Raw genomic sequence first — 23,852 nt, 5'->3', positions numbered from 1 at the left:
ATTCCTGCATTATTAGGTTTTAGAAGAAAATTTTACTGTTTTGATAATCACAAAAACTATATTTTACCTTTTTCTGAAATTATAAGGAGCCAGCCCTTGTTCTTTTCCACTGGAATATCCTGCCCAACTTTGAAAACCGCCTCAGTTTGAAAGTTTTTTACTGGCGGAGCATAAATGGTTGATTTGGTGGGATCAAGCCCAAGTGCTTTCCAATCTATGTTGAGTTTAAAAGAAGTATTCTCTTTCGCCCAGCTTCCGACGGAGACAAGCACCGCTTTATCTTTGACATAACTGGTTGCCAGCACATCGGCACGGCCGGTTTTTACAGGATTGCTTTTAGTCCAGTAACCAAGCATTTTGCTTCCCTGAATTCCAAACTCATCCCAAACCTTCCAGATCGGGCGGGCATCGTCGCCGTCGCCCCAAGGCATCCGGTTGGTCATACCGTAAACCATTCCCCGCCAGAGGTTTCCGCCATCCTGTAACATTTCGCCCATTAGTCCAAACGGAATTCCGGAAACTTCGGTCATGTAAAAGTCAGGCTCGTTTTTTTCGTAGTCAAAATATTCTCCGAACCAGAGGCGGTTCAGGTACGGGAAGTGCTCCATGTAAAGGTTGGCACTGTTATTAAATCCGTCGTTTTTATTGTATTGATTCGCAGAGTGCAGATCTATAACGCCAGGGTGATTATCCTGGGTAAGCACTCTTTTTACACGTTTCATCGTCGTACGGTCAAAGGCAACATCGTCAAGATAAATTCCGTCGATGCCTACCTGTTTCGTAAGCCAGTTCATGCCTTCGACGTAGTAATTGTGCCAGCGGCTCATTCCAGAATTCACCACCGCAGCATCTTTGATTTCCGGTACATACCAGGCAGCAATATAATCTTCACCGACATGTTCCTGCAGCCATGAATAACCGCCACCTTTTCCGGGAGAAAATATTTCATGTCCCAAACTTCTTAGCGGAAACAGTTCGTAAGCGCTGTTTGAAACCTCTCTAACCGTATTGTAAATTTTCACTTTTAGCCCAACCTGATGTGCCTTATCAATGTAATTTTTCATGGCTTTATGCTCGATGAAAGGATAATTGATAAAAGGGTTTATCGCGTTGGCGTGGTGAATGTTAACAATCGTAGCACCTTTGGTTTTGATGGAATCTACGTTTTCATATTTATGATAAAACCTTGTTTTCCATTGAAAATCCGTATCCAGAGCGTGGAAAGGCGTAATTAGGAAAGTGAAATTGTAATAAAGACTTTCGCCTTTTTTCATACTTCTTTCACCGCTGTAATTTTTGACCAAAACCTGATCACCGTTTTCTGAAATACGGATTCCGCCTTTGTTTTCATTTCCCCACGAAGACGGCAGCAATAAAGGCTTTTGCAAATAAAAATTGGTGTTCAGCGGACGCACGTATTTCTCATCACGAAGAGAAAAATTTAAACCGGCATTTACATCTCCAAGCCATGCGCCATCCTGATTTTTGCTTACCACATCCCATTTCCAATCATAGGAAGCAGGCCGGTTTCCACCTTTCAGATTCAATCCCATCATGTATCTGGCTGCATCTTTGTGCATCGGCAGATCCAAACGAATATCGGTCAGGTTTACATCTTTGAGCGCAGTAACCTTTACCTGGTAAGCGACAAATCCGTCAAATTCCACATACGCCTGAACGTCAACCGACATGTTTGCAGAAGTACTGTTGGAAGTCCAGCCGATGGTACCTGCTGTTTGTGAAGTATATTTTAATCCTGATGAAACCAGTTTTTCGATTTCACCTCCTGCACCTTCAATAACAAATTGCACGGGCGCCTGAATAACCTGTTTGGGTTCTTTGGTCATACCGGTCATTTCCGGAGTGAAAAATGTCTCGATTTTTACAGGAAAACCGTTTTCGCCCAGCGTCAGTTTACGGCCAAGAAGTGAAATGCTATTATTCTCACGTTTCAAAGGTATGTATGGGCTGATTACCGTATTTTCCTGGGCCATAGTAGAATTCAGCCAGGTAAGACGCGTTTGTTTAACCGGTTCGGAAATTCCGCCGTCTTTCAGGATTTCCTTCTTAACCAGAATATTTAACTGAACGGGTGTTTCAGCAACTCCGTCGGCAGATACATACACAACGCCATTGTATTCGCCGGAAGCAGTATTTGCAGGAATATCTGCCAGGCACCATAAAGCCTGAATTTTTCCTTTGACTACATTCACCTCTATTTTAACCGGCTTTGCATCCCAGCCAGTGCCGTCGGTATTGAGACATGAAAATAATTTTGCAGGAATTATTTTGTTTTTATCCTTTAAATCTGAAAATCTGACCTTTACATTTTTTAGATCTTTTAACGGAAAGATACCAAGCTGAAAAGAATAATGCTCACCTGGCGAAACCGAATCATCAAATTTTCCTGTAACTCCTTTTTGAATCCATCTGTAAGGTAAATCGTCAGTCATTTTGATAGGATGAAGACGGTCTTCCGGAAAAATAAGAAAGCTTTTTCCGGCATTATTTTTAATCAGCGAACTTACCTCGGCCGCCTTCGCTATGACCTCCATCGGAAAAAAACTATTCATCTCGTTCAGCGACTCTATGTAAAGTATCTGAGCGGCAGGGTGCGTACCCGAAACTTTTTTAAGCCATTCGGGATTGGCGGTGTCCGTTCGTTTTAGGTAAAATGCATTGGGATAGTTAGAACGCCCCTGAACGCTGTACGGAAGAAAATAAATATAATATTCCCCGGCGCCAGAAACAGGCTGAAAGAAGATGTCACCAGATTCCCGGTTGACATTTCCAACTTTTACATTTGGGATTCTTTTGTTCGTTTTCGCATCAACTACGATTATTTCGGCATCAGTATGATGATCTCTTCTGCGCCATTCAACCTGTGCTTTTGAAACATCCTCCTTAGCTGCCACATGTACCACTACCCGGTGATTCCCTAGTGAGTCGCCGTTCCACTGGTCAGCGCCTGATTTGTAAATCACCTCCTGCGCAAGGACACTGAGAGATGTCAGCAGGAAAATTCCGAAAAGTGTAGTCCCTATTTTCATGAAGGCGAAACTAACACAATTTAATGTGTTCGTACACACATTAAGCAAAATTTAATTTTACGGCTTAAATGGATAACCATTTTATGTGGAGTAATAACTCAGAAATGCGATACTTGGTGCATGTCCCGTCGAATTATGTGATAGACCTCCACAGTTGTGAGAAAGAAAAATACAACTTAATTCCGGGCCTTAGCCCGGGGACACTGATCCAAATTCACAGTTGCGGCCTTAGCCAAGAAAAAGCGTTACGTATCAAACTAAAAAGTGCCTGCATGAAATAAATCAAACAGGCACTTTTTAGTTTGTAATCCAATTGATATCAGCCAAACAACCTGGCCCAAAAACCTTTTGCTTTTGTTTTCGTTTCTTCATATTTTTCCGAAGCTGCTTCTTTCAGTTCATCGAGTTCCACTTCGGCTTTCGCTTTTAGTTCTGCTGCCTTTACCTGCGCTTCCGCAAGTTTTTCAGATGCAATTTCTTTTGCATCTTCGTAAGCTTCGGCTGCGTCTTCCTTCAGATCTGCAAATTTCTCCGATGTCTCTGCGGTAAATTCCTGTGCTTTTACTTTCGCAGCGTCAAATTTCTCAGAAGCGGCAGCTTTCAGGTCCTCAGCTTTGTCTGAAAAGTCATCAGCAATTTCCTGCGCTTTTACTTTTCCGGCAGCAATATTCAATTCCACTTCATTTTGTAGCTGTTCTGTTTTCGCGGCAAAACCTGTTTTAACCTCTTCAACCTTGGTTTCAACCGTTTCGCTTACCTCGGCCGCTTTTGCTTCTGCTTCCTCTTTTAGTTCTGTTGCAGCCACTTCGGCTTCTTCCGCTTTCGCAGATGCTTCGGCCTTAATTTCCTGAACGAATTCCTTGGCTTCGTCTACTTTTTCGTCCGCAGCAATTTCAACTTCTTCTGCTTTTTCGGCAGCTTCTGCTTTCACTTCTGCAAAAGTTTCCTGCGCCTGATCAATTTTTTCGGTCGCGAATTCCTTAACATCTTCGGCTTTTTCTGTAACCTCAGCTTTAACATCTGCAGCACCTTCTTTCACTTCCTCGATCTTTTCGTCCGCCGCTATTTCAGCTGATGCAATTTCAGTTTCTGCAACATGGACCGCTTCCTCTTTCACCTCCGCAGTTTTATCCAACACGTCGTCTTTTGCATCGGATGTTATAACTTTCAGTTCTTCGATTTTTTTATCCAGTGATTCTTGCGCATCATTTGGTATTGGTTCGTCATTTTCTGCCATTGTGAACAATGTTTAAGGTTATGTGGATAAAACAGGATGAATGCGAAAGCTACAAAGGAGTTTGCAACGTTGCAAACAATTGACACACCTTTTACTTTATGTTAATCTTCTTATCATCAATTTTTTAACAAATTCATAAAAAGGGTCCGGCTGTAAAGTCCGCCAGTTATTGAGCTGTAATGTTCCCCCGAAATTGATGTAATAATCAAGTCGAAACTTTTTCCACTGTTCTTCGACATGTTCCCTGAAATTCACCGCAGCAATCCATCCATCTTCAACGTCGTCGAACCACTCCGCATAATAGTCGTCTTGTGCCCCATGGAAATCCAATACATTCTCTCCCATGAGGATAAACTGGTTGATTCCTTCTTCAACCAGCGGATCAACTACCTGGCGTTTAAAAAACATAATATCGTTGTGCAGGGCATCATTCCACTCGCCAAACATCTCAATGATCACGTATTTTTTATCATAATCTGCAAACAGAATCTTCACATACAGCGTTTCAGAACCGATTTCGTCCCAGAGCGGATGGATATAATAACCATAGATCGCATTTTCGTAATAGTCAAGATTGTAGGTACGGCCATAAAAAGGCGACCGTTTATCTCGGCTGGCCACATAATGTTTTTCCCAGTTGTAGTATGGCTCTATTTCCTGCATATCTCCTCTTGCTACTTTAAATACTTCTTGAAAAATAAAAAAGACTTAAATGATGTCCAGCATCATTTAAGTCTAAACAAATATTATTCCCGAATCAGCAGAAACAGATCAATTAAAAGGTGACAGAATAACTTAAATGATTCTGCAACTCTTCATTTTTAACTTCTTAATTCTTAACTCCTTTTTCTACAACTCCCTGATCCAGATATTTCTAAAACTGGTTGTATTGTTGTGATCCTGCAATTTGATCGGGCCGCGTCCGTGCGGTTCGATTGTTGGCTGACCCACATAAGGAGTTGTTCCCTGAATGGCCGTATGATTTTGAACCAAAACACCATTGTGAATAACGGTGATGTACGGAGGAATAACCATTTGCCCGTCTTTGTTAAAATGCGGTGCGGTATAAACCACATCATAAACCTGCCATTCGCCTGGCCCTACGGTTGCATTTACAAGCGGCATTGTCTGTTTGTAGATAGAACCGGCCTGTCCGTTTGAATAAGTTGGGTTATTATAACTATCCAAAACCTGCAATTCATAAATTCCCTGCATAAAAATACCGCTGTTCCCACGTCCCTGGCTGTTACCTTCTACTTTCGCAGGTGTACGCCATTCGATATGCAGCTGGTAGTCACCAAAAGACTGTTTTGTTTGTATATCACCTGATTTCGGAGCAACAGTCATGGCGCCATCGCCGACTGTCCAGGGAGCAGCCGGACTGCCCGCTTTTGCTGAAACCCAGCTGTCAAGATTTCTACCGTCAAATAAAACAATGGCGTCGGAAGGTGCTGTAAAACCGGAAACTGCCGGATTCGGCTTCCCTGGTGTTACTACACGCGGAACCGGGTTCCACAATTCGCTGGATTCGGGTGTTTGTTTAGCAGGTTGTAGTTGAGCATGTGCAGCAAAAGCGGCTGCAAAGCCAAACGCGGTTAGGATTAACTTTTTCATTTTTGGAAAATAACTGTTTAGTCTAATAACTCATTGAAATAAATCAAAACACAACATTAAGTAAAAAGCATTAACAAATGTTATTCTCGTCTAATTAAATATAAGATTCGAAATCTTATACCGTAATTTGCACCGCCATGAACGGCACCTTAATCTAAAACCTAAGCTTGCAGACAGTATGTTTAAAATTAACCATCGTTTATTATCATTTTTAATGCTGGGGCTGACTGCCCTCGCGACGCCGTCGGTGTTTGCCCAGCAAGCCATCCCTCTTAACGACCTCAGTGCATTTACAACCAAATCCGACAACTGGAAAATTGTGGGTGATGCAAAGGTGGATATTTTTAAAGAAAACGTGCTGACTACCACACCCGGCAAGGGCGTTTTGGCATGTATCCATGAAAAAGGGAAATATGGAAACCAGTTTGAATTGATTTCCAATCTTAAACATGGCGATCTGGATATCGAGCTTGACTTTATGCTGGCGAAAGGATCCAACTCAGGAATCTATTTACAGGGAAATTACGAAGTGCAGCTTTTTGATAGCTGGGGTAAAAAAACAGCGCAGTACAGTGACTGCGGCGGAATTTACGAACGCTGGAACGATTCGAAACCGGAAGGTGAAAAAGGCTATGAAGGATATGCACCTCGTTTTAATGTAGCAAAAGCGCCGGGTCTTTGGCAAAACATCAAGATTTCTTACCAGGCTCCTCGTTTTGATGCAAATGGTAAAAAAGTTTCCAATGCGGTTTTCCTTTCTGTTGTTCTGAATGGCGTAACTATTCATGAAAATGTGGAAGTAAGCGGACCGACGAGAGGTTCCCTAACTGCGGAAGATGTGGCAATGGGCCCGCTTCGTTTCCAGGGTGACCACGGTTCTTTGGCTATCAAAAACATAAAGGTTAATAATTTTGACCGCAAGCCGGGAACGTTGTCGGACCTGAATTACAAGCTTTACTATGGCGGCTTGACAGAAAAAGAAGATTTGTCAAAACAAAAAGTAACACAATCCGGAACAATTCCAGCACTTACCTGGGAAGTTTTAAAGGACAATAATAATTACTCGCTGGTTTACAACGGAAAATACAATGTCCCAAATGCTGGTACATACAAATTCCGTTTACAGGCTGCCGGCCATGCCTATCTGAAGGTTGACGGCAAGGAGGTAATTGCTCAGGAATACAAAGGTAATGCTGATAACCGTTTCGGGTCTGTCGAACTTAAAGCCGGTGATCATACAATTGAAATATTCAATAACAAAAGAGATGGCTGGTTGAAACCTGCGCTTGGACTTTGGGTTACCGGACCCGGCTTCAGAGAAGTTGCCTACAACACGGTAAGCTCCTCAACAGGCGGCGGCGGAACAGATCCGATCCTGATCACTGCAGGAACAAACACAGTCACCCGCAGTTTTATGGATTACAAAAAGGATAACGATGCAAAAAGAACACGCGTTGTTCATGCCGTTTCAGTCGGAAGCCCTGCAAACCTGCATTACACCTACGACCTGGATAAAGGAACAATCTTTCAGGTTTGGCGTGGTGAATTTTTGGACGCAACACCTATGTGGCACGATCGCGGAGATGGTTCGTCAAGACCGCGCGGAAGTGTAACTCTATTGGGTGACGACATGGTTTTAGGTAAAATCAACGGACAATCGAAATGGGAAAGTGACACAACCGGCAGCGGCTACCGTCCAAAGGGTTATGTGTTAGATGCTAATGATGTACCTACTTTCCAATATCTGGCTTTTGGATCACCGGTAACAGACTATATTTCTGTTGTAAATAATCAGTACTTCGAACGTATCATCAAAGTAAGCAATCCAACAAAAGGATTGGTTGCAAGAGTAGCCGACGGCGCTTCCATCGAGAAGGTTTCCGACGGATTGTACTCGGTTAATGGAAAATCGTATTATATCCAGCTGGCTGATAAAAATGTAAAACCTGAGATCAGAAGTGCAAACGGACAGCAGGAATTACTGATTCCGGTAAGCAATGGCGAAGTAAAATATTCTATCCTATTCTGATAAACCAATCAATGGATTCCGGCAGTGCGCATGAAAGCCGATTGCTGAAAACCGAAAGCTAAAAAACAACATGAAAAAAATTGCTCGTATAGCACTTATCCTCCTGACAACCCTAACCGCCGTTCGCGCGCAGGAGTCTCCGAAAGAAGAGGATTTTTATAAAATCGTAACACCGTCAATTCCCGAAGGGATTATTCTGGAAGTAGGTGGACTGACAACCATGCCAAATGGCTCGCTGGCCATTTCCACACGCCGCGGTGAGGTTTGGATCGTGGATAACCCGACAAGCCGTTCACCTTTTTTCAGAAAGTTCGCAACAGGTCTTCATGAAATTCTTGGGCTTGCCTACAAAGATGGCGCGCTTTACTGTGCACAGCGCGGTGAACTTACCAAACTGATCGATAAAAACGGAGATGGAAAAGCGGACGTTTATGAAACCGTTTATGCCTGGCCATTGTCCGGACACTACCACGAATATTCATTTGGCCCGAAACTGGCACCGGATGGCAGCTTTTTTGTCAGTGGAAACGTAGCTTTTGGGGATGAAGAATGGTGGAGAGGCGAAAGCCGGGTTCCGGGCCGTGGATGGATTTTCCATATCACCAATGAAGGTAAATATGAACCTTACGCAACCGGCGTTCGCTCCCCTGCAGGTATCAGTATGCTGAACGGAGAGCTTTTTTATACCGACAACCAGGGTGACTGGATGGGAACCGGTGGTATTTTTCAGGTAAAAAAAGGAGACTTCATGGGCCATCCGGCCGGATTAAAATGGTCGAGCCTGCCAAATTCCCCCGTGAAACTGACGGAAAAACAATTTTTTGCTGAACGTGATAACCGCCAGAAAAGAAATGCACAGGACCGGGCCATCAAACCGGAAAACATCGTAGATGAAAAACCTGAATTTCTGTATCAGCTAAAAGAAAAGTATGATGCAGTAAGACTTCCTGCCGTTTGGTTACCGTATGGTGTTCACGGAGTTTCAACTTCCGAGCTGATCATGGATAATACCAAAGGAGACTTTGGCCCGTTTGCCGGTCAGGTTTTCGTAGGTGACCAGGGACAAAGTAACATCATGCGTGTGGTGCTTGAAAAAGTAAAAGGTGAATATCAGGGTGCTTCCATTGGTTTCCGCAGCGGTTTCCAGTCGGGTGTGCTGCGTATGGCTTTTGATAAAGACGGCTCAATGTTCGTGGGTGAAACCAACCGCGGTTGGGGTTCGGCCGGGGATGCAAATCAGGGCTTGCAGCGTTTGGTTTGGAATGGTAAAATGCCTTTCGAAATGTACACGGTGAAAGCAATGCCTGATGGTTTTGAAATTGAATTTACCATGCCTGTTGATCGTAAATCAGCAGAAGACCTGGATTCTTACAAAGTAAGCAGTTACATCTACAAACACTTCCCTGTTTACGGAAGTCCGATGGTGAATACAGAAAACCTGAATATCAAAGGTGTGAAAGTATCCGAAGATGGTAAAAAAGTAAGGCTGGTAATCGACGGTATCCGTCAGTATTATGTACATAAAATTCAGCTGGAAGGTGTTCGTGCAGAGGCTAATTCATGGTCGCTTGTACACCCTGACGCATATTACACGCTAAATAATATTCCTGACGGAGAAAAGCTAAAAATATCTGACCTGAAAACGACACGTTCAGGAAACATGAAGGCTGCTGTGGAAACCGCTCCGGTTAAAGAACACGTTTCACCAGATGGAAAAGGCAAAACACCTGCTAAAGCACCTGTAAAAACAGCAGCTGCAAAAGTACCAACTTGGGAAGAAGTAAAACCGTTGCTTACAAAAAACACTTGTCTGGCATGCCATGCAGCCGACAAAAAAGTAGTTGGTCCTTCTTATGCCGACGTTGCCAAACGCAAGTATTCCAATGAGAAAATTGTTGATTTGATATACAACCCAAAACCGGAAAACTGGCCTGATTACGCAACACCAATGGCCGCTATGCCACAGGTACCAAAAGCCGAAGCCATGAAAATTGCTGCCTGGATTAATTCTCTGGCGAAGTAAGAGACGATTAATTAGTATTAAAGGCTGTCTGAGATTTGTTCAGGCGGCCTTTTTATATTTAACATTAATAAAAAAACTAGAAATCTTTTTCATACCCAAGAGTGATTTTCCAGCTTTCAGGTAATATTTCAGTTAGCTTAATCCCACAAAGCTTAGCTATGCTTTGATAATACTCCATAGGAATTTTAGTTTTTCCGCTTAGCCAATTGTGGATGGCCGATTGGCTGACTTCTAACCTTGCGGCGATCTCTGGCTGAGAGCATCCGCTTTTCTTGTAGTATGTATGTAATGCTTCCTGCTGTCATCCTGCAACGGATTTGTTTTGTGATTTACTTCTGAGTAATAAAGTACTGTATACCCTTCTACCAATCTAAAATCTTCCATATCGTTGCATAACAAATTAAGCTTAATTAATTGTCAATATAAAATACCTGCTCAACCGATTGAAGTCGAATTTTATACATAAATATATAACACATTGATTAACATAAAGTTACATATATAAATCAATATATTTTATTCTTTGAAATAAAATATATTATTACACCTGTAATAGATTTAGTTCTTCGCCTGAGATTATTACCAAAGTAATAGAAGATCAAAAAAAAGTTTTTCAGCTTTGCATCACAGCTCGAAACAATACCTGGCCAGGAGGTGGGAAGGTTGGTTTTTACTTATCTTAATCTAATAAAAATGCAGAGATTATCATTGGAAGAGTTGAAGGCTCAGAAGGCTGATCAGGTTAAAGAGAGTCTGGAAGCGATAAAAGGTGGTGACGCAGCAGATTGCCACTGTGGATGGTGTGAAGATGTAGTTAACTTTATTATCTGGTATAATTCAACACACTAATTATACAATTTCGTTCACTATAGTAAATAGTTTTAGAATATGTCCAACTTAAAATTGGACATATTCTAAACGTTGTAATTCTATGTAAATTAAATCTATCTCGCACATATATTGGTATTTCATTTTGTTCAGAAAGGCTTATAAAGTGTTCTTTTGGATGACGAATGGGTTGTGAATAATATTATATTTATTTCATGTTCAGTCTCTTTGTAATATAGTTATTTATTTCATTTTTGTTACTACCTAATGAAAACCTTTGCAACCGAAATATTTTCTTTATTAAGGCATGGAGTTGTCATAAATGACCAGTTTAAGAAGTCAGAATCTATATATAAATTTCTTTTGCTTTTTGTACTAATAGAAATTGCAAGAATGATATTTACTATAATTATTTTCTATTTTCTCAAGCCATTGAATTTAGTAATACGTCAGAAACCTTTTCAAGACCTAATTATTGAGAATGGGATGATATATATTATTATCATGGGATGTTTATTGGCACCTATTCTTGAAGAAGTAGCATGGAGGTTGTGTTTAAAGTATTCATCATGGAACTTGACACTAATGATTGGTTCATTATCTTTTTTTGGCTTAGGATACATTCTTAATACTAATGTCAATTTAAACGAAAATAGACTAATTATTCTAAAAGTAACTATAACTCTGATTATATGTAGCATCCATTTTCTTTGTTTGAAAAAGTTTAAAAACATTGATTTACTATTAATAAATTTCTGGTTCACTTACCCTAAAATTATATTCTATACATCCGTTCTTTGTTTTGCATTCTTTCACATTCTGAATTACCGCTGGAGTACAATGACTTTGTTGCTTACTCCTTTACTTACTTTACCACAGATTCTTGCCGGTATCACTCTAAGCTATGCCAGATTAAAATATGGAGTGATCCTTTCCATTTTTCTTCATTCCATGTCTAATTTTATAGGTATTCTAATTATAAGCAACTTTTCCAGACAAAATTAATGGATCGATTATCATGGTATAAAATTACCCATTTACGAGCCACGAACGGTGCTCTTTCGGATACAATAAGAATGGCTTTCCATAAAGAAGATCCAAAGCTTTTTGAACAGCTCGACTTCGAAGATGATTTTACATTTTTAGATCCCTCATTATTTTGCTATTTCCTGTCCGATATCAGCAAAACGAATAAAATTCCCCTGCTTCAATCGGTAGTGGGTTATATTCCTGTTGAGAAAAGGCTTGCTATAATATCTCTCTCCGCCGATAGATTTGGAATGATCAACCTGCCCAATTTAGGATATTTACGAACAGAGCCTAATCAAACTATTTCAATCGATGTAACTAATCTAAGTGAACAATTTATACCTAATCGTTTCATAGAAAACAGTCAAATTCGTCTTTGTCTGCATCCAACGGATTTGCTGGGAAATCAGGACAATATTCAATTTCATGAATCAATTGAAATTACTTTGAACAAAAATGAAGAATCTTTGTTTTTAGCAACCGATTTCTTTCAAAAGGAACTATCTGATTTCTGGACTATAATAAAAACAGTTACAAGAGAATTCGTAGTATTTAGTAGCCCCAATCACAATTCATTTGCAGGAATTATGCATCATGGTACCGCATATTTCAACACCGAAAATAAGGTTCAAACGCCCGTATTTTTCATTGATGATATTGCGCATCAATGCGGACATATTATTTTCAATGTACTTACCCTGGATACACCTAAATATTTAAAGGTTCCAAAAGATCATCCGCTTAAAAAGTATTCGAGTAATCCTGGTGAAATGCGAGGTGCGTACGGTGCATTTCATGGCTTATTTACTTACACCTGCATATTACATGCGCTGCATCATGTATTTCAAAGTCAGCATTTCTCTGAAATAATGAGGTATGAGGCTTTGGGGCGCATCGGCTTCTACATGAACAAATTTTATTTAGACCTTAAACTCATGAATAACCCGGAAATTCTTACGGAAGAGGGCCTCGATTTTCATCGGCAGTTTGCAGAAGGTTTTGAGACAATGACGGAACGATATGGTAAGGAAATTTCACAATTTGATTATAGGAATCAACCATATACCTTTCAGTATGATCTTTTTCAAAAATTAAATCCAATCCCCGCAAAATATTAAAATCACAAACGAAACTCATTGAATGAAAGCCAGGATATACACGCTCATCATTATATTGACACCTATTATTTCGTTTTCCCAAACCACAGCCAATTATCAGAAAGCAATATTCATATTAAAAAACTCGATAAATGCTACGGGAAGTCAGGTGCCAAATAACTTGTTGGTAACTTCGAAGGGTGTCATTCATAATTTAGGACATTATGAAGTTCCTGGTAAAACAAAAGATATTCCTTTTGAAGAAACAGATGCATTCTTTCAAAAAGAAGAATCCGGCTACATGCGTAGCACGATGCTTAACAACAAATATTCTTTTGTAGAGCTGGCTGTTATCAAGCAGGACTCTGTGTATAACAAGGGATTTTATGAGAATAAAATGTCCAAAGAAAAAAATACGGATTTAATCTTTGAGCTTGCCCGGAAAATTCCTGTTAAGTTGTTGCAATTGGCATGGACATCCCGCGCTTCCTTGCGGTATTTAGGCGGAGATAAATTATATGACTGGGTTTCATTTGGCCCAAAACCTGTTACGTTATTTATTAATAAGAAAACGCAGCTTCTGGAAAAAACAGAGTATCTGGCTTACGACAACTTATATGGAGATGTCATATTCGCTACTGAATACAAAGGACAAAAAATTGAGAAGGGTATAAAAATGCCGCTGTCACGAATTGACTATGAATATGGCAAACCGGAAAGAGAAGTTACGTATGGCAATTTGCGTTCAGATGTGAAACCCGATACATCTGATTTGAAAATTGGATCGGTTCCTGAAAATTTCAGAAATAAAATGATGGAAAGTATAGTTACAAAAGACAGTTTAATTTTTCAGAACATTGCCTCCAATATTGATTTGATCAGGATCGAATCACAAAACAACAAAATGCTCCTTGTAGAATTTGCAGACTACATTGCTTTGTTTGAGGTTCCGGCCGGAATTGAATTAAACAGCCAGATTTTGGAAGAACTGCATAAGAAGTATCCGACTAAACCATTAAAGTATTTGTTTGTAACACATCATCACCCGGATCATGCTGGTGGCGTCAGAGCTTATACATCATTACCCATTACAATGGTTACGACTATTGGAAATCAGGAATATTTTAAAGATTTAATGAAAAGCCCGCATTCGCTTAGCAATACAAATACAGACGAAGTACAAAAGTTAAAATTTGATTTCGTGTCATTGAATGGGGAAAGAACATTTATGAACAAAATTGTTGCTTATGAGATTGGAAAAGCTACCGGCCATACCGACGAACATTTGGTCTACTATATTCCGGAAAGTAAACTATTATGGACGGGCGATTTACTTTCTTTTCGTTCTGACGGCAGAATAACTCCGTTGGGACAACGCGGAAAAGCAGTGTATGACCTGATTACATCTAAAAATCTTGCGGTTGACAAAATTTACACTTCGTGGCCGCTAAAAGGGCAAAAGGAATTTGGGACTTTTGAAGACCTTAAAAAAATGGTTGAAATTAAATAACAAGTCTTTGAGCAAGAAATACCCTTTTTACCGCCAATATGACCGAATGGATTGCGGCCCTACTTGTATCCGCATGATCAGTAAGTTTCATGGCAAATCTTATGACGGGGCTTATTTAAGAGAGCTGGCTAATTTAAGAGGAGATGGTACAACAATGGGAGGCCTGGTTGATGCTGCCGAAGATATCGGATTTAGCACATTGGCGCTAAGTGCTGACTACACGACATTAGCCGAACAAATTCCACTTCCATGTATTGCACATTGGCGCCAGCGGCACTATGTAGTAGTTTATGAAGCGACTCCTTCCAAAGTAGTGATTGCAGACCCTGGTTACGGACTCATTACTTACTCCCGGCAGGAATTTGTGAAAGGATGGATTCCCAAAAAAAATGCTGAGAATGATTCTGAAGGAATTATTTTGCTTTTTGAAACTACACCTGCTTTTTTTGCTCAAAAAGGCAGCACTGTTTCTTCAAAATCAATTACAGGGTTCTTATCTCCTTACTTCAGGCCTTACCGGCGTCACGTTTGGCAATTAATTTTGGGATTGTTTCTTGCCAGTTTGCTTCAACTCGGATTGCCCTTCCTGACACAGGAAATTGTGGATACTGGTATCAACACACGTAATCTAAATTTTGTCACATTAGTATTGGTAGCTCAGTTGGTATTGTTTATATCACAATCCGGATTGAGTGTGATACGAAACTGGATATTGTTACATGTGACAAGCCGGATTAACCTGCGAATGCTATCGGACTTTTTAATGAAATTGATGAACCTGCCAATTTCGTTTTTCGAATCTAAGTCCACCGGTGACATTATGCAAAGAATTCAGGATCATAACCGTGTGCAGTCATTTCTATCTGCAACTACATTGGATGTACTTTTCTCCACGGTAACACTAACCATTTTCGGAGCCATACTTTATTATTTCAATCCACAACTTTTTCTTGTTTTTATAGCAGGGTCAGCGTTATATATGGCTTGGGTTCTGTTGTTTATGGCAAAACGAGCCAAGATTGACTACCAGTATTTTGATCAGGCATCAGGCAACCAAAGCAGTACCATTCAGTTAATCAACGGTATGCAGGAGATAAAACTGAATGGATCTGAAAAACGCCGGCGCTGGGAATGGGAAGCAATTCAAGCACGTTTGTTCAAATTAAATATGGCAAGCTTATCATTATCACAATCCCAGAATGAGGGAGGACGGTTTATTAATGAGGTTAAAAATATTTTAATCAGCTATATCGCGGCGAGGTCGGTTATTAATGGAGAGTTGACATTGGGTGCAATGCTTTCCGTGCAATATATCATCGGGCAAATGAATGTGCCGGTTAATAATTTTATCTCTTTTATCCGAAGTTATCAGGATGCAAAATTAAGTCTTGAACGATTGGCTGAAATCCACAACAAAACCAATGAAGAAAACCCTGACGAACAATTGATCAGTACATTGCCTGATGATAAGACAATCCGGATTTCAGGATTAAATTTTCGGTATGGCAGCAGCAGTTCTCCATTGGTACTTAATAATATCAGCTTCCAAATTCCACAGGGAAAAGTTACAGCCATTGTAGGTGCCAGCGGAAGTGGTAAAACAACATTATTAAAACTGCTGTTAAAATACCATGAGCTATCGGATGGAAAAATAGAAATCGGTAATGGAAATCTTAAAAATATGAGCTACAACTTTTGGCGGAAGCAATGTGGTGTTGTTATGCAGGAAGGATATATTTTCGCAGATTCAGTTGCACGTAACATCAGCGAATCAGATGAAAATGGTGCAGTTAACCGTAAAAGACTTACACACTCTGTTCATGTTGCTAATATTGGTGATTTTGTAAACGAGCTACCTAACGGTTATAACACCAGAATTGGAGCTAGTGGAATGGGTATCAGTGGTGGACAAAAACAACGTGTTCTCATTGCGCGAGCAGTTTATAAAGATCCTGAATATATCTTTTTTGATGAAGCTACCAGCGCTTTGGATGCTAACAATGAAGCTGTTATCATGAAAAATCTGGAAGAATTTTTTGAAGGAAAAACAGTGGTGGTGGTAGCTCACAGGCTCAGTACTGTTAAAAATGCGGATCAAATTATCGTTTTAGACAAAGGTACAATCATCGAAAAGGGAACACACGCCGGGTTGGTATCAAGTAAAGGCTATTATTATTCCCTGGTAAAGAATCAATTAGAACTCGGCAGTTAATGGAACAGGCACAGGAAGACGTTGACATGAGAAGTGAAGCTGTCCGGGACTTTATGGATCAGCCACCCAAATGGCTTATCCGCTGGGGAACACTATCATTATGCCTGATCTTATCTGTGGCTTTCGCAATCAGCTGGTTTATTCATTATCCTACTATTGTTCGTGCCGAATTCCGGCTTATATCAAACAATCTACCCAAAGCAGTAATGCTTAAAACAGACGGTCTTATTGAAGAATTATTTGTAAAAGAGAATCAGAAGGTTAAAGCCGGAGATATTCTGGCTTACATAGAAAGTACTTCCAATCATCGTGAAATACTCGACCTTGAAAAAGAATTGAATGAAATAAAAGCGCTTGTAACCGGAAAGGATTTTTCACGTTTAAGTCTGGTCAGATTAAACGATTTTGAACATTTGGGAGAGGTTCAAGGTGCTTACCAGAGTTTTCAACAAATTTTCGTGCAAATCAAAACGCTATATGGAGATGGCTTTTATGCAAAAAAACGGCGGTTGCTATTAAATGACATTGAACGCTCAGAAACCACAGCAAAACAGCTTGATGAACAGCGCGTTATATACTTACGTGATTCGGAATTGGCAGAAAAGGAATATGATGTCCATAAAAAACTTTATAGCGGAAAAGTGATAGCTGATGTTGACATATACAGAGAAGAAAGTAAAGCACTGGCGAAACTTCTTCCGATAAAAAATATAGAAACTTTACGTATCAATAATGAAAATCAAAAGAATACAAAAGTAAACGAAATACTTGAACTGGACAGAACCGTTCATGAACAGACAGAGAATTTTGGACAAGCACTTAACACCCTTCGCAGCGCAATTGAATCGTGGAAGTCCAGATATCTGCTGACAGCACCGGAAACAGGAAACGTTTTTTTTGCAACTACGCTACAGGAAAAACAATCTCTTAAAGCCGGAATTGAGGTAATGTATATCGGTACTGGCACGAAGAATTACATGGGTGAAATTCGTATTCCACAGATCAATTCCGGCCGTGTGAATGAAGGGCAGCGCGTTCTTGTGAAATTCCAGGGCTATCCATTTGAAGAGTATGGTGCTGTCGAAGGTAACATAACCAATATTGCAAAAGTACCATCCCAGGACAACACCTACTTTTTAGCTACTATGTCTTTGCCTAATGGTCTTACTACAAATTTTAATAAAACATTGGTCTACAAGACAGGAATGACAGCTTCGGCAGAAATTGTAACAGAAGATTTGAGACTCATTGAACGATTGTTTTACCAAATCAGAAGGATGATGACGACTACTCAACATTAGCCAAACGCAAGTATTCCAATGAAAAAATAGTTGAGCTTATCTACTCGCCGAAGCCGGAAAACTGGCCGGAATTCGCTACGCCGATGCCTCCGCTGCCACAAGTACCAAAAGCCGAAGCCATGAAAATTGCTTCCTGGATTAATAGTTTGGCGAAGTAATATTTGAACTGATAAAGGCTGCCTCATTCGCGAAGTAGCCTTTGTTTTTATTTGATTGTCAGGAAATCAGATTTTTCACATAACTGCCAGCCCGGTAGTTTTCTCCTTTCCCAGCCTTAATAAAGCAGTAACAAAAACTGCTGATGACGCCTTTCAAACGTTTCTTTCTTTTAGTACTTATAATCATAGCTTTTGATAACTACTCAAATGCTTCTTGCCCAAACATGGTACCGCCAGCAGATTCGGTGCGAAAAAGAGAAAATGTTAACGGTGACAATGTTGTTCCGGTACTAACCTTCCCGGGAATTACACAGGCAGATTTCAAAGATGCGTTTAACGTTCTCAATGAATGCCTCGTAATGGATCCCGGTTTTGGATTTACATATCCGTTTATTGCGCCGGGTGGTCATTATGGACAGTGCTGGTGGCAACTCGATGGTTCCATCAGTATGCAGGGCACTAAATGGGTGAATCAAAAATTTTCGGAGAACATGCTGCGGGGTTTTGCTGCAGTTCAAAAACCGGATGGCCGGATTCCGCTTTACGGTCATGATAACGTACCTAATTTCCCTACCTGCAGTTCTTTGCCAAAACTTTTCCGAAGCGCTTATGATGTGTTAAAACAATCACAGGATAAAAAGCTGATTGCGGAAACCTATTATACATTAAAAAACTATCTGAACTGGTGGTTCTCAGATGAAAGACTCGATAAAGAAAGCGGACTGATCACCGGTATTTTTGAAGAATCATTTCCCCCTTTTGAAAACAGACTGAAAGCAGTGGCCCAAGTCGATCTGAATGTGGAAGTACTTGCCGGCTGCCATTATGTAGCTAAAATTGCGGATTATCTGGGGTTAAAAGAAGATGCAAAAAAATTCAGGTTGCTGGAAAAAGGATTGAAACAAAGTATTAACAAATACATGTGGAATGAATCTGCCGGCGCTTTTTACGCTTATCTGGTAAATGAGCAAAAGCTGGATGATAAGTTAATTTGTTATACTTTCGATCCATTCAGACACCAGATTGCATCTCCCGAAAGATTTCCTGCCATGACAAACATGCTTACCGATAACCGGTACTTCAACTGGGACGAAAATGCACTTACAAGCGTATCCAAAACCGATAAGCTTTACAACGAAACCGTTGGTGATTACAACGGAAATCCGGCCTGGTCAGGCGATATCTGGACACTTAGAAACGAAGCGGTTATTGAAGGACTTGAAGACATCGGGAGATATGATCTTGCCTCTGAACTAAGCTTAAAAACTGTAAAAATGTTTAATGCTAATTATACTGAATTCCTTAAAACTTCGGATGCAAGCGGTCAGGGTGTAAAACGTTATGCATGGACAGCAGCACAATATATCCAGATCCTGATAGAAAATATTTTTGGCATCGATTACAACAGATTTACCAAAACGATCACAATCCGACCTAATTTAAGTTCTTTACTGACCGGAAAAGATATCGCTCTGGAGAAGCTCATGCTTCCGGACGGCAATCGTCTGAACATTTACATCGCTTCAACTTCTGAATCTGTTAAGGTAAAGTATAAAATGACCGGACAGACAAGTAATATGAATATTGTCGTTGCCCTTCCAGTGAATGGAAAAAATATCCTTACCGTTACAGATGCACAGAATCAAACATTGAAATTCTTAAAATCACAGCAGAATTCAGCAGCGATTTATCAAATAAATAATGGCACAAAGAAAACCGGTATATTCAATTTTATATTTGCGAGATAAAAAATGCGAGTGCACGACTGCCAAATATTCTATTGAAATACCCCATTTCTTTCTTAAATTTCGTTACAACTTGTCGTAACATTTTTCAATAATGCCATCCCAGCGTAAATCATCTTTTACCGGTTCTGTCAAAGGAAAGGTCCTTCTGGGTTTTTTCATTGCTGCGCTTGCATTGGGGGCTTCCTGGATTATCAGCAAGGTGGCTTTCCAGAATATGCTGAATAAACTGGAAGTGCTCTCCGCGCCCAACGACAAACTCCGGCTGGTTAATAAGGTTTTTAAGAGTATTCTGACGCTCGATCATCTGCAGAATGCCCGTTCCATAGAGGGATCGGATACCAAAGAGCTCTTTCTTGCACAATCCCGCGAACTGATATCGACGCTGGACTCGTTAAGTGAGCTTAGTATTGATGATGCTGACCAGATTATCAGGATCGATTCAATGAAACGGATACTGGAAAGAAGGGAAGAAATCTTTGGAAATTATGTTAAAGTTAGATCCAAGCTTGTCAGCAATCAGGATCTTTCAGATGAAGTAAAATCCATTTCCGGCCTGATTACAACCAACAAACTGAAACCGGACAGCACCGTTGTAAAAACAGAAAAAAGGACCACCACAATTACAACTTATACAGAAGTTGCTGATTCGTTCCGGAAAGCGGAAGAAGAAAAAAAAGGTTTTTTCAACCGGGTTTTTTCTTCTAAAAAAGCGAAGAAAGATCCTCCGCAGCCTCCATCCAAAATTGTTCAAAAACAAGAAGTTAATGTAGAGGTGGACACCCTGACTGTGGCGCCGAAGGACAGCACAATTCAATTGGTCGGAGAGGCAGTTCATGCTATTGAAAAATCTCAGAAACAAAGAACAACAAGCTTTGTTGACCGCGAACAGGAATTATCTACCGCAGGAAATTCGCTGGTTAGCCAATTGCTTCAGGTGATGCAGGAAGTCGAAAATAAGGTCGTACTGCAATCCAATACTCAGAGCTCCCAAACAAAACAAATGGTTGGTGCAAGTATCGACAGGATTGAATGGGTTATGCTTGGATTCTTTTTCCTGACCGCGTTGATGGCCTACCTTATTTTTACTGACATTACCAAAAGCAACCGTTACCGCAATGAATTGGAAGAAGCGAAGGATGAAGCGGAATTTCATGGTTTGGCCAAGCAGCGGTTTCTTTCCAATATGAGCCATGAGATCCGGACTCCATTGCAATCAATCATTGGTTATACGGAGGCTTTAAAAAAAGACGAAAAACCAAATCAGCAGGACCTCAACAATTTGCATTCTGCTTCGGAACATCTGCTTTACCTGGTAAATGAAGTCCTGGATTACAGCCGTATTATTTCGGACCAGTTCACGTTTGAAGAACGAACTTTCGCCATCACGCCGTTACTGAATGAAGTCGTGCAAATGCTCCGGCCAACTGCGAAGCAAAAGGGACTTTTACTTTCTCTGAAAAATGAGCTGGACAATAATCTTTTTCTGAAAGGAGATCCGTTTCGTTTGCGTCAGATTTTGTATAACCTGTTAACAAACGCGATAAAATTTACCGAAACGGGAGAGGTAAGTCTGCAGGCTTCATCTGTTGAATCCGAAAAAGGAATTGCCCTTAATTTTCAGATTGCTGATACAGGAATAGGACTTTCACCGGAACAGGCTCAACGGGTTTTTCACCAGTTTGAACAGGCAGACCCGTCTATCACCAGAAAATATGGAGGCACCGGTCTGGGTTTGAGTATTGTAAAATCTTTGGTTGAGTGCATGGATGGTGGAATCCAGGTAAAAAGCAATCTGGGTGTTGGTACCACGTTTTTTGTAAATATAATTCTTAAAAAAGCAGAAACACCTGTTGTTACACCGGAAGAAATTGAACAAAAGACCTATCAGATCAATGGTAAAGTCTGGCTGGTTGATGATGATACTTTTATTCTTAAATGGTGTGCTTCTGTTTTGGAAATGTATCACATTGAACATTCGTGTTTTTCCTCCGCAGAACAGGTTTTAAACGAACCCTGGGATGACAATGTAAAATTTGTACTAACGGATATGCGTATGCCGGGTATGAACGGCGCCGAATTGTGTGAAAAACTTCGGGAAGTCGCACCGCCAACTGTAAAATTTTATGTCTTAACCGCACAGGCTCTTCCGGAAGAACGCAGCAAACTGATGAATATGGGTTTTGACGGGATACTAATGAAACCTTTTCATTCCAATGAATTGCTTGAGTTGCTTGAAAAGTCAAGTATCAAAAAACAACCTGCAAAAAAAATTGAGCAAAAACTGGATCTTTCACTTTTAAGTCAGATGACCTTTGGCGATGAAAGTGTGATGCGGGAGATTTTGGATCAGTTTGTGACAGATTCTAGACAGGATCTTTCTTTACTGACTGAATTACTTGAAAATGCGCAAACTGAGGAAATGCATGAACTCATGCATCGTATGGCAGGAAGGACAGGACAAATCGGAGCAAAAGATTTATCATCAAAATTCCGTCATTTTGAAATTGCTATCCGTGAAAATGGGCAGGAAGTTTCACAGAAAGAGATCAGGGAAGTAATCAACCTGGCCGGTTCACTTATCGACCAGGTTGAAGAGAAAGCCTTATCTTACTCAATATGATATTTTTCGATTTTGTAGTAAAGCGTTTTCCTGTCAATGTTAAGTAACTTGGCAGCCTTACTTTTGTTATAACGTACCTCTTGAAGCACTTTCTCGATCATTTCCTTTTCATGCGTTTCCTGCAAAGCTTTTAAGTCCGAACCTGTGGATTTTTGCGGTTCTTCCATGGAAGTGATCATTTCTGCCGGCAATGCGTTTAGTGTGGCGATTTCTTCCTTAGATAATAAAACCAGACGTTTAATTACATTATTCAACTCACGGAGATTTCCCGGCCAGTCATATTTTTGGAAAACTTCCATCACTTCTTTTGACAGACTTTGGACATTTCTATCAAGCTCCTCATTGGCCTTATCCACAAAATGCTGGATAAAAATCGGAAGATCCTCTCCTCGTTTTCTCAACGGAGGAACTTCTATTTTAAACTCATTTAGCCTATGATAGAGATCGTCACGAAAATCACCGGTCGAAGCACTCGTCATCAGATCTTCATTGGTCGCAGCAATTAATCTCACATCAACTTTCACATGCTGCGTGCTTCCAATCGGAACGATAATGCGCTCCTGTAAGGCTCTGAGAAGTTTAATTTGAACATCATATCCTAAATTTCCGATTTCGTCCAAAAACAAAGTTCCGCCATCGGCCGCCTCAAATTGTCCTATTTTGTCCATAAGAGCACCGGTAAATGCCCCTTTTTTATGACCAAATAATTCACTGGCGGCCAAATCTTTTGAAAGTGAACCACAGTCGATGGCTACAAACGGACCATTGCTACGTTTGCTAAGTCTGTGAATGGATTTGGCTACATGCTCTTTTCCGGTACCGCTTTCACCAAGAATAATTACCGACATATCCGTTGGAGCGACGAGGCGAACGTATTCATAAAGCTGTTTGGAAATTTTACTTTTCCCCTCAATAAAATCAGAGGACTGCTTTTCAAGTTTTTTGCCGCCCTTTGCAGGTGATGCCATTTTTATACTCGTGGAAGTATCCGATTTCTGTAATGCTTCACCAAGAACCATAAGCAGTTCCTCGGGGTGAACCGGTTTGGTGATATAGTCAAATGCACCGTTCTGCATGGCATTAACAGCCGTTCGCACATCATGAAAACTGGTCATAATAAACGCAGGTGTCCGATTTCCGTCGCTTCTTACCTGTTTAAGAAAATCCACTGAGTTCCCGTCCGGTAAGCGGTAATCAAGCATCAGCACGTCAAAAGGACTCCCCTCATCCAGACTGTTAACAAGAGCGGTTTTGGCATCCTTCAGTGTAGAACAAACCTGCACTTTATGTCCGTGTTTACCAAGAAAAGTACTTAGCAATTTTGAAAATGTGGTATCGTCTTCAAGCAGGAGCAGGTGAGCCATGTTACTATGATAAATTTTAAAAAGTTATTTGT

15 protein-coding genes and 2 pseudogenes are annotated in these 23,852 nt (G+C 40.5%); 11 read left to right on the top strand and 6 right to left on the bottom strand.

Going from position 1 to position 23,852, the window contains the following annotated elements:
• Positions 1-56 precede the first annotated feature (56 nt).
• The 4 genes from E0F88_RS20630 to E0F88_RS20615 form a co-directional block, all read right to left on the bottom strand.
• A complete protein-coding gene (locus E0F88_RS20630; RefSeq protein ID WP_131960177.1) occupies positions 57-3,050 on the bottom strand; it encodes a glycoside hydrolase domain-containing protein in 2,994 nt (997 codons plus the stop codon).
• Between the two features lie 319 nt (positions 3,051-3,369).
• Entirely contained in the window at positions 3,370-4,287 is a 918-nt protein-coding gene (locus E0F88_RS20625) for a hypothetical protein (RefSeq protein ID WP_131960176.1), read from the bottom strand.
• Between the two features lie 96 nt (positions 4,288-4,383).
• Positions 4,384-4,950 (bottom strand): hypothetical protein, encoded by a 567-nt coding sequence (locus E0F88_RS20620; protein ID WP_131960175.1) that lies wholly within the window; start codon positions 4,948-4,950, stop codon positions 4,384-4,386.
• Positions 4,951-5,136: 186 nt separating this feature from the next.
• Positions 5,137-5,901 carry a 3-keto-disaccharide hydrolase gene (locus E0F88_RS20615; protein ID WP_131960174.1) on the bottom strand — a complete coding sequence of 255 codons (765 nt, stop codon included), beginning with the start codon at positions 5,899-5,901 and terminating at the stop codon, positions 5,137-5,139.
• Positions 5,902-6,079: 178 nt separating this feature from the next.
• Between E0F88_RS20615 and E0F88_RS20610 the strand changes: the two genes are divergently transcribed.
• Together E0F88_RS20610 and E0F88_RS20605 are read left to right on the top strand one after the other, a co-directional pair.
• Complete coding sequence (locus tag E0F88_RS20610; protein WP_229213849.1) at positions 6,080-7,930, top strand: 3-keto-alpha-glucoside-1,2-lyase-like domain-containing protein; 1,851 nt, start codon at positions 6,080-6,082, stop codon at positions 7,928-7,930.
• Between the two features lie 70 nt (positions 7,931-8,000).
• The gene (locus E0F88_RS20605; protein WP_131960173.1) at positions 8,001-9,953 is read left to right on the top strand and encodes a c-type cytochrome; all 1,953 of its coding nucleotides are present in this window, start codon (positions 8,001-8,003) and stop codon (positions 9,951-9,953) included.
• 76 nt (positions 9,954-10,029) lie between these two features.
• Here E0F88_RS20605 and E0F88_RS34790 read toward each other — a convergent pair.
• A pseudogene (locus E0F88_RS34790) lies at positions 10,030-10,230 on the bottom strand (helix-turn-helix domain-containing protein); the annotation flags it as partial.
• A gap of 416 nt (positions 10,231-10,646) precedes the next feature.
• On the opposite strand from E0F88_RS34790, the gene E0F88_RS33745 reads away from it, so the two are divergent.
• The 9 genes and pseudogenes from E0F88_RS33745 to E0F88_RS20565 all read left to right on the top strand — a co-directional run bounded on the left by E0F88_RS33745 (position 10,647) and on the right by E0F88_RS20565 (position 22,456).
• Positions 10,647-10,802, top strand: coding sequence for a hypothetical protein (locus tag E0F88_RS33745; protein ID WP_165940117.1), 156 nt, complete (start codon positions 10,647-10,649; stop codon positions 10,800-10,802).
• 246 nt (positions 10,803-11,048) lie between these two features.
• On the top strand, positions 11,049-11,786 hold the full coding sequence (locus E0F88_RS34785; RefSeq protein WP_131960172.1) for a CPBP family glutamic-type intramembrane protease: 738 nt from the start codon (positions 11,049-11,051) through the stop codon (positions 11,784-11,786).
• Positions 11,786-12,928, top strand: a complete 1,143-nt coding sequence (locus E0F88_RS20590) for a hypothetical protein (protein ID WP_131960171.1) — start codon at positions 11,786-11,788, stop codon at positions 12,926-12,928. The genes E0F88_RS34785 and E0F88_RS20590 overlap by 1 nt, the downstream gene beginning before the upstream one ends.
• A 22-nt stretch (positions 12,929-12,950) precedes the next feature.
• Positions 12,951-14,417: an MBL fold metallo-hydrolase gene (locus E0F88_RS20585; RefSeq protein WP_131960170.1), complete on the top strand. Its 1,467-nt coding sequence runs from the start codon at positions 12,951-12,953 to the stop codon at positions 14,415-14,417.
• A 7-nt stretch (positions 14,418-14,424) separates the two neighbouring features.
• Positions 14,425-16,629 carry a peptidase domain-containing ABC transporter gene (locus E0F88_RS20580; RefSeq protein WP_131960169.1) on the top strand — a complete coding sequence of 735 codons (2,205 nt, stop codon included), beginning with the start codon at positions 14,425-14,427 and terminating at the stop codon, positions 16,627-16,629.
• Entirely contained in the window at positions 16,629-17,930 is a 1,302-nt protein-coding gene (locus tag E0F88_RS20575) for a beta-barrel domain-containing protein (protein WP_131960168.1), read from the top strand. Before E0F88_RS20580 ends, E0F88_RS20575 begins: the two co-directional genes overlap by 1 nt.
• Positions 17,918-18,088, top strand: a pseudogene (locus tag E0F88_RS34995) (c-type cytochrome); the annotation flags it as partial. The gene E0F88_RS20575 and the pseudogene E0F88_RS34995, both read left to right, overlap by 13 nt.
• Positions 18,089-18,312: 224 nt before the next feature.
• A complete protein-coding gene (locus E0F88_RS20570; RefSeq protein WP_165940116.1) occupies positions 18,313-19,836 on the top strand; it encodes an MGH1-like glycoside hydrolase domain-containing protein in 1,524 nt (507 codons plus the stop codon).
• Positions 19,837-19,927: 91 nt separating this feature from the next.
• Positions 19,928-22,456 carry a hybrid sensor histidine kinase/response regulator gene (locus tag E0F88_RS20565; protein WP_131960166.1) on the top strand — a complete coding sequence of 843 codons (2,529 nt, stop codon included), beginning with the start codon at positions 19,928-19,930 and terminating at the stop codon, positions 22,454-22,456.
• Here E0F88_RS20565 and E0F88_RS20560 read toward each other — a convergent pair.
• On the bottom strand, positions 22,444-23,820 hold the full coding sequence (locus E0F88_RS20560) for a sigma-54-dependent transcriptional regulator (protein ID WP_131960165.1): 1,377 nt from the start codon (positions 23,818-23,820) through the stop codon (positions 22,444-22,446). The genes E0F88_RS20565 and E0F88_RS20560 overlap by 13 nt on opposite strands.
• Positions 23,821-23,852: the final 32 nt, after the last annotated feature.

The sequence above is a fragment of the Dyadobacter psychrotolerans genome, assembly GCF_004349265.1.
Classification (GTDB): Bacteria; Bacteroidota; Bacteroidia; order Cytophagales; family Spirosomataceae; genus Dyadobacter; species Dyadobacter psychrotolerans.
This window is presented reverse-complemented; position numbering and strand designations above follow the sequence as displayed.